This window comes from Pseudomonas protegens (genome assembly GCF_003732485.1).
Taxonomy (GTDB): Bacteria; Pseudomonadota; Gammaproteobacteria; order Pseudomonadales; family Pseudomonadaceae; genus Aquipseudomonas; species Aquipseudomonas protegens_B.
On record NZ_MOAK01000030.1, the window covers coordinates 24,833 to 32,918 of the forward strand.

Here is an 8,086-nt window from a genome sequence, read left to right on the forward strand (position 1 = left end):
GCGGTCACAGCTTTGTCCTGCTCGAAGAGGTCGGGGGCCGGGTCGAGCCGGTGATCGGCTTTCCGACAGCCGGCTTCAACGGCATCCCCGAATTTGTCCCTGAACGCCTCGATGGCCTGCCGCCGCTCAATGGCGCGACACCCAATAACCCGGTGAGCCTGAGCGGGCTTTCGGTGGAGGGTGGCGAACTGACGGTCAATGAAGCCAACCTGGAGCAGGGGTCGGCAAGCAACCCGGCGGCCCTGACCCAGAGCGGCACCTTCAGTGTCTCGGCCCCGGATGGGCTGTTCAGCTTGAATGTCGGTGGCATCAATGTGGTCAGCGGCGGCGTGGCGGCAGTCTTTCCGCAATCCATCGCCACCGGCCTGGGCAACACCCTGACCATCACCGGCTTCAACGCGGCTACCGGAGTGGTCAGCTACAGCTACACCCTCAATGGCAATGACCTGCATTCCGCGGGGGATGGCACCAACAGCCTGAGCGAGCACTTCAGTGTGGTCGCCAGCGATAGCAACGGTGACTCGGCCAGCAACTCCCTTGACGTCAATATCACCGACGATGTGCCGACGGCGGTCAATGACAGCAACGCGGGCACCGCCTCGGAAAGCCAATTGACCCTGAGCGGCAATGTGCTGACCAATGATGTGCAGGGCGCCGATCGGCTGGCTTCCGGCCCCATCACTGCCGGCACCTTCAATGGTACCTACGGCACCCTGGTGCTGGCGGCCGATGGTAGTTACACCTACACCGTTCACCCCACTGATCCGGCCTTCCTGGCGCTCAAGGGCGGCGGCAACGGCACTGAAACCTTTGCCTACACCCTGACCGACGCCGATGGTGACGCCAGCACCGCCAACCTGGTGCTGCAGGTGCACAACAATGATGATCCGGTGCTGCTGCGAGGCCTGGAAGTCCAGGGGGGCGAGCTCAGCCTCTACGAGAAGAACCTGACCACCGGCAGCAGCCCGGATACCCTGGCGCTGACTCAGAATGGCACCTTCACGGTGACCGCTCTGGACGGCCTGCAAACCTTGAGCGTCGGCGGTATTACCCTGGTCAGCGGCGGCAGTGTCAGCGCCGTGCCGCAATCGATCACCACCGGGCTGGGCAATACCCTGACCATCACCGGCTTCAACCTGGCCACCGGAGAGGTCAGCTACAGCTACACCCTCAATGGCAGCGATGTCCACCCGAGCGCCAATGGCGCCAACAGCCTCAGCGAGCAGTTCAATGTAGTGGCCACCGACGTGGATGGCAGCAGTGCCAGCGCCTCACTGGATGTGAACGTGGTGGACGATCTGCCCACGGCGGTCAACGACAGCAATCCCGGGACCGCTTCGGAAAGCCTGTTGAGCCTGACCGGCAATGTGCTGGGCAACGACGTGCAGGGGGCTGACCGGGTCGCTTCCGGGCCGATCACTGCCGGCACCTTCACGGGAACCTACGGCACCCTGGTGCTGGCAGCGGATGGTTCGTACACCTACACCCTGCACCCCACCGAGCCGGCGTTCCTGGCGCTGGGCGGGGGCGGCAATGGTACCGACACCTTCACCTACACCCTGACCGACGCCGATGGCGACCCCAGTACGGCCAATCTGGTGCTGCAGGTGCATAACAACGATGACCCGGTGACCTTGAACGGTCTGGAGGTCAATGGTGGCGAGCTCACCGTCTACGAGAAGAACCTGACCACCGGCAGCGGTCCGGATACTCCGGCTCTGACCCAGAGCGGCAGCTTTACCGTGACCGCCCTTGATGGTCTGCAGAGCTTGAACGTAGGGGGCATCAGCGTGATCAGCGGCGGGGTGGTGGCAGGGTTCCCGCAATCCATCGCCACCGGGCTGGGCAACACCTTGACCGTCACCGGTTACGACGCCGGCACCGGGGTGGTCAGCTACAGCTACACCCTCAACGGCAACGATGCCCATCCGACGGCCAATGGCGCCAATAGCCTCAGCGAGCATTTCAGTGTGCTGGCCACCGATGTGGATGGCAGCAACGCCAGCGGCTCCCTGGACGTCAACGTGGTGGACGATCTGCCCACCGCAGTCAATGACAGCAACCCGGGCACCGCCTCGGAAAGCCAATTGACCCTGACCGGCAATGTGCTGACCAATGATGTCCAGGGCGCTGATCGGGTGGCTTCCGGTCCCATTACCGGCGGTACCTTCACTGGCACCTACGGCACCCTGGTGCTGGCGGCGGACGGCAGTTACACCTATAGCGTGCACACCAGCGATCCGGCTTTCCTGGCGCTCAAGGGCGGGGGCAGTGGCAGCGAAACCTTCACCTACACCCTGACCGACGCCGATGGCGACCCCAGCACAGCGAATCTGGTGCTGCAGGTGCACAACAACGATGACCCGGTGACCTTGAATGGTCTGGAGGTCAACGGTGGCGAGCTCACCGTCTACGAGAAGAACCTGACCACTGGCAGCAGCCCGGATACTCCGGCCCTGACCCAGAGCGGCACTTTCACCGTGACTGCCCTGGACGGTGTGCAGAGTTTGAGCGTCGGCGGTATCAGCGTGGTTGCCGGCGGTGTAGCGGCGGGGTTCCCGCAAAGCGTCACCACCGCCCTGGGCAACACCCTGACGATTACCGGCTACAACGCCGGTACCGGGGTGGTCAGCTACAGCTACACCCTCAATGGCAATGACGCCCATCCGACGGCCAATGGCGCCAACAGCCTCAGCGAGCACTTCAATGTGGTGGTCAGCGATGTGGATGGCAGCAGCGCCAGCGGCTCCCTGGATGTCAACGTCGTGGATGACTTGCCCACTGCGGTCAATGACAGCAATCCGGGCACGGCCTCGGAAAGCCAACTGACCCTGACCGGCAACGTATTGACCAATGATGTGCAAGGCGCCGATCGGGTGGCATCGGGCCCCGTCACGGCGGGTACGTTCACTGGCACCTACGGCACCCTGGTACTCAACGCCAACGGTTCCTACACCTACACGCTGAACACCGCGGATGCCGATTTCAAAGCCTTGCACGGCAATGGCAATGGCACTGAAACCTTCGCCTACACACTCACCGATGCCGATGGTGACCCCAGTACCGCAAACCTTGTGCTGCAGATCCATAACAATGACGATTCGGTGACCTTGAACGGCCTGGAGGTCAATGGCGGCGAACTCACCGTCTACGAGAAGAACCTGACCACCGGCAGCAGTCCGGATACCCCGGCGCTGACCCAGAGCGGCACTTTCACCGTGACTGCCCTGGACGGTTTGCAAACCCTGACCGTGGGCGGCATCAATGTGGTCAGTGGTGGTGTGGCCGCGGGTTTCCCGCAAAGCGCTACCACTGCTTTGGGCAATACCCTGACCATCACCGGCTACAACGCCGGCACCGGGGTCATCAGTTACAGCTACACCCTCAACGGCAATGACGCCCATCCGACTGCCAACGGTGCCAACAGCCTCAGCGAACACTTCAACGTAGTGGCCACCGATACCGATGGCAGCAGTGCCACCGGCTCATTGGATGTGAATGTGGTGGACGATCTGCCTACGGCAGTCAGCGACAGCAATCCGGGTACGGCTTCGGAAAGCCAGCTGACCCTGAGCGGCAACGTATTGACCAACGATGTACAAGGCGCGGATCGGGTGGCTTCAGGCCCCGTCACGGCGGGCACGTTCACCGGCACCTACGGCACCTTGGTACTCAACGCCAACGGTTCCTACACCTACACGCTGAACACCTCTGATGCCGATTTCAAAGCCTTGCACGGCAATGGCAACGGCACAGAAACCTTCACCTACACCCTGACCGACGCCGATGGCGACCCCAGCACAGCGAATCTGGTGCTGCAGGTGCACAACAACGATGACCCGGTGACCTTGAACGGTCTGGAGGTCAACGGTGGCGAACTCACCGTCTACGAGAAGAACCTGACCACCGGCAGCAGCCCGGATACTCCGGCCCTGACCCAGAGCGGCACGTTTACCGTGACGGCGCTGGATGGCGTGCAAACCCTGACGGTGGGCGGTATCAATGTGGTCAGCGGCGGCGTCGCGGCGGGCTTCCCGCAATCGGCAACGACGGCGCTGGGCAATACCCTGACTATCACCGGCTACAACGCCGGCACCGGAGTCATCAGCTACAGCTACACCCTCAACGGCACTGACGCCCACCCGACCGCCAACGGCGCCAACAGCCTCAGCGAGCACTTCAATGTGGTGGCTACCGATACCGATGGCAGCAGCGCCACGGGGTCGTTGGATGTGAACGTGGTGGATGACCTGCCCACCGCAGCCAACGACAGTAACCCCGGCACGGCCTCGGAGAGCCAGTTGACCCTGACCGGCAACGTCTTGACCAACGATGTACAAGGTGCGGACCGGGTGGTTTCCGGCCCCGTCACTGCCGGTACGTTTACTGGCACCTACGGCACCCTGGTACTCAACGCCAACGGTTCCTACACCTACACGCTGAACACTGCGGATGCCGATTTCAAAGCCTTGCACGGCAATGGCAACGGCACCGAAACCTTCGCCTATACCCTGACCGACGCCGATGGCGACCCGAGCACGGCGAACCTGGTGCTGCAGATCCACAACAACGACGACCCGGTGGTCCTGAACGGCCTTAACGTCAACGGTGGCGAGTTGACGGTCTATGAGAAGAACCTCAGCGATGGCAGCAGCCCCAATACCCCGGCCCTGACCCAGAGCGGCACGTTTACCGTGACCGCGCTTGACGGCCTGCAGACCCTGACCGTGGGCGGCATCAATGTGGTCAGTGGCGGTGTGGCCGCGGGCTTCCCGCAATCGGCAACGACGGCGCTGGGCAATACCCTGACCATCACCGGCTACAACGCCGTTACCGGCGTGGTCAGCTACAGCTACACCCTGCTGGACAACGAGGCCCATCCAACGGCGCTGGGCGCCAATAGCATTGCCGAACACTTCAATGTGGTGGCCACCGATGGCGACGGCAGTACGGCGTCCGGGGTGATCGACGTCAACATCGTCGACGACCTGCCCGGCGCGGTGGCGGACACTGCCAGCGGGATGGAAGGCGCCACCATCAATGTCAGTGTACTGGGCAATGATGTGCTGGGCGCCGATGGCGCAGCCGTTGGTGGCGCGGTGGTCGGTGTGCGCGCCGGCAGCAATACCGCCACCTCGGCCATCGGCGGGCTGGGCAGCAGCATCGCCGGCACCTACGGCACCCTGACCCTGGATGCCGCCGGCAACGCGGTCTACCACAGCAATCCGAACTCGGTGAGCCCGCCCGGGGCCAGTGATGTCTTCACCTACACCATCCGCGACAGCGATGGCGACGAGAGCACCACCACCCTGACCATCAATGTCACCGACAGCGGCCTCAAGGCGGTGACCGATCAGGACGTCACTGTCTATGAGAAAGCCCTGGACCTGAATAAGGATGGCCAGGACCTGGCCGCCGGCACCGTGACCGGCAGCGATCCGGGCTCCACTGCGGAAACCGCCGGCGGTACCCTGGTGGGGTCGGTCAGCGGCGGCTCCGCAGGCATCACCTTCAGCCTGGTGGGCAGTGCAACGGGCAGTTACGGGCAGATTCTGCTCAACCCCAATGGCACCTATACCTACACCCTGACCTCGGCGCCGAAAACCACCCCCAACGCCAACGATGGCGCCAATACCCTGAGCGAGAGCTTCACCTACAAGGCCACCGATGCCCTGGGCAACAGCACCACCGGCAGCATCCTGGTGAGCATTGTCGATGATGTGCCCAAGGCGGTGGCCAGTGAGCGTTCGGTGACGGCAGTGGAGGTGGACTCCAACCTGCTGCTGGTGATCGATGTGTCGGGCAGCATGGCTGATCCTTCCGGGGTCTCCGGGCTGACGCGGCTGGACCTGGCCAAGCAGGCCATCAGCGCCTTGCTCGACAAGTACGACAACATGGGGGATGTCAAAGTCCAGCTCGTCACCTTCAGCAGCACCGCTACCGACCGGACTCCGGTGTGGGTCGACGTGGCCACGGCCAAGGCGATTGTCGCCACCTTGGTGGCAGGGGGAGGGACCAACTACGACGCGGCGGTGGCTGCGGCGAAACTGGCCTTTGTCACCAGTGGCCAGCTCAGTGGCGCGCAGAATGTCGGTTACTTCTTCTCCGATGGCGCACCGACCTCGGGCCAGGAAATCGGCACTGCGGACGAGACGGCCTGGAAAGCCTTCCTCGATGCCAATGGCATCAAGAACTATGCAATCGGCCTGGGCACCGGGGTCAGCAATGCCAACCTCGATCCGCTGGCCTATGACGGCAGTACCCACGTCAACACCAACGCGGTGGTGGTCACCGACCTGAACCAGCTCAATTCGGTGCTGGCCGGTACGGTGCAGGGTTATCCGGTCACCGGCAGTCTGCTGGGGGATGGCGGTAGCTTTGGCGCCGACGGCGGGTTCATCAAGTCGATCGTAGTGGATGGCGGTACCTACACCTACGACCCCAAAGGCAACAGCAACCAGGGCTCGCTGACCTTTAGCGGCACCACCAACAACGGCACCTTCAATACCGTCAACAACAGCGTCAGCATCGCCACCAGCAATGGCGGCACCCTGGTGGTGAACCTCGATACCGGGAACTTCAGCTACAGCTCGCAGAAGGTCACAGGCTCGGTGATCACCGAGACCTTCGGCTATACGGTGAGCGACAACGACGGTGACCTGGCGAGCTCGACCCTGGTGGTCAAGGTCAATCCCAATGCGCCTCCGGTTGCCGGGGATGACCACATCATCACTAACGTGCTGTCCAGCAGTGTGGCGATTCCCGGGGATGTGCTGCTGGCCAACGACAGCGACGCCAATGGCGATCCTCTGAACGCGGCGCCCACCACCTTCAACACCGGCTGGGCTGCCAGGGGCGCGGAGTTCACGGCAAGCAGCCAGCAGACCATCGGTTTTGCCGGGAATGGCAACAATGGCGCCAACCAGGCCATCACCATCGACCGCGCCTCGTTCAATGCCAACGCCGCGACCATGACTGCGGTGGTGCTGGTCAGCGGTTACCTGGGAGCCGTCACCAACGCCAATGCCAACGATGAGGATGTGATCACCGTCAATCTCAAGCAGGGGGAAACCCTGAATCTGGATCACAACCTGGTAGCCGGCCACGTCACCATGGAATATGCCTTCAACGGCGGTGCCTATACGGCGATCGCCGATGGCGGCACTTTCACAGCGGCGGCGGACGGGCCTTACCAGATCCATATCGTCAACATCACCAACACCAGCGGCAGCAACACGACGGCCGCGGAAGGCTACCAGCTGACCATGACCGTGAATTACTCCGGGGCGCAGAACGTTACGCCGGATTACCACGGCACCTACACCGCCAGCGATGGTCACGGTGGCAGCGATGTGGCGGCGGTGAGCATCTCCTACCAGGATGGACACACCCTGACCGGTACTGCCGGTGACGATGTGCTGGTGGCGGGCAGTGGCGACAACATCCTCAATGGTGGCGATGGCAACGATGTGCTGACAGCGGGCGCGGGCAACAACACCCTGCATGGTGGCAACGGCAATGACCTGCTGTTCAGCGGGCCGGGCAATGATCTGCTGGATGGCGGCCCGGGTATCGATACCGCCAGTTACGCCCATGCCACGGCGGCGGTGACAGTCAGCCTCGGCCTGGTGGGGGCGCAGAACACCCTGGGCGCGGGCACCGACACCCTGACCGGCATCGAGAACCTGGTGGGTTCCAGCTACAACGACACCTTGACCGGTGATGGCAACGCCAACGTCATTACCGGCGGCCTGGGGAACGATGTGCTCAATGGCGGTGGTGGCGATGACCTGCTGATCGGCGGAATGGGCAACAACACCCTGACCGGAGGCAGTGGCAGCGACACCTTCCAGTGGCTGCTGGGCAACAATGGGCACGATGTGGTGACCGACTTCACGCCGGGCACCGACAAGCTGGACCTGTCCCAGCTGTTGCAGGGGGAGAATGCGACTTCCGCTTCCCTGGATGACTACCTGCACTTCAAGGTCACCGGCAGTGGCGCAACCCTGGTCACCAGCATCGATGTCAGCGCGGTGGCGGGGGCCACGCCGACCCAGACCATTGACCTGGCGGGGGTCGACCTGGC

General features: G+C 63.1%; 1 protein-coding gene. It reads left to right on the top strand.

Going from position 1 to position 8,086, the window contains the following annotated elements:
- A partial coding sequence (locus BLX41_RS04295; RefSeq protein WP_259744418.1) for a beta strand repeat-containing protein occupies positions 1–8,086 on the top strand: 8,086 nt, incomplete at both ends.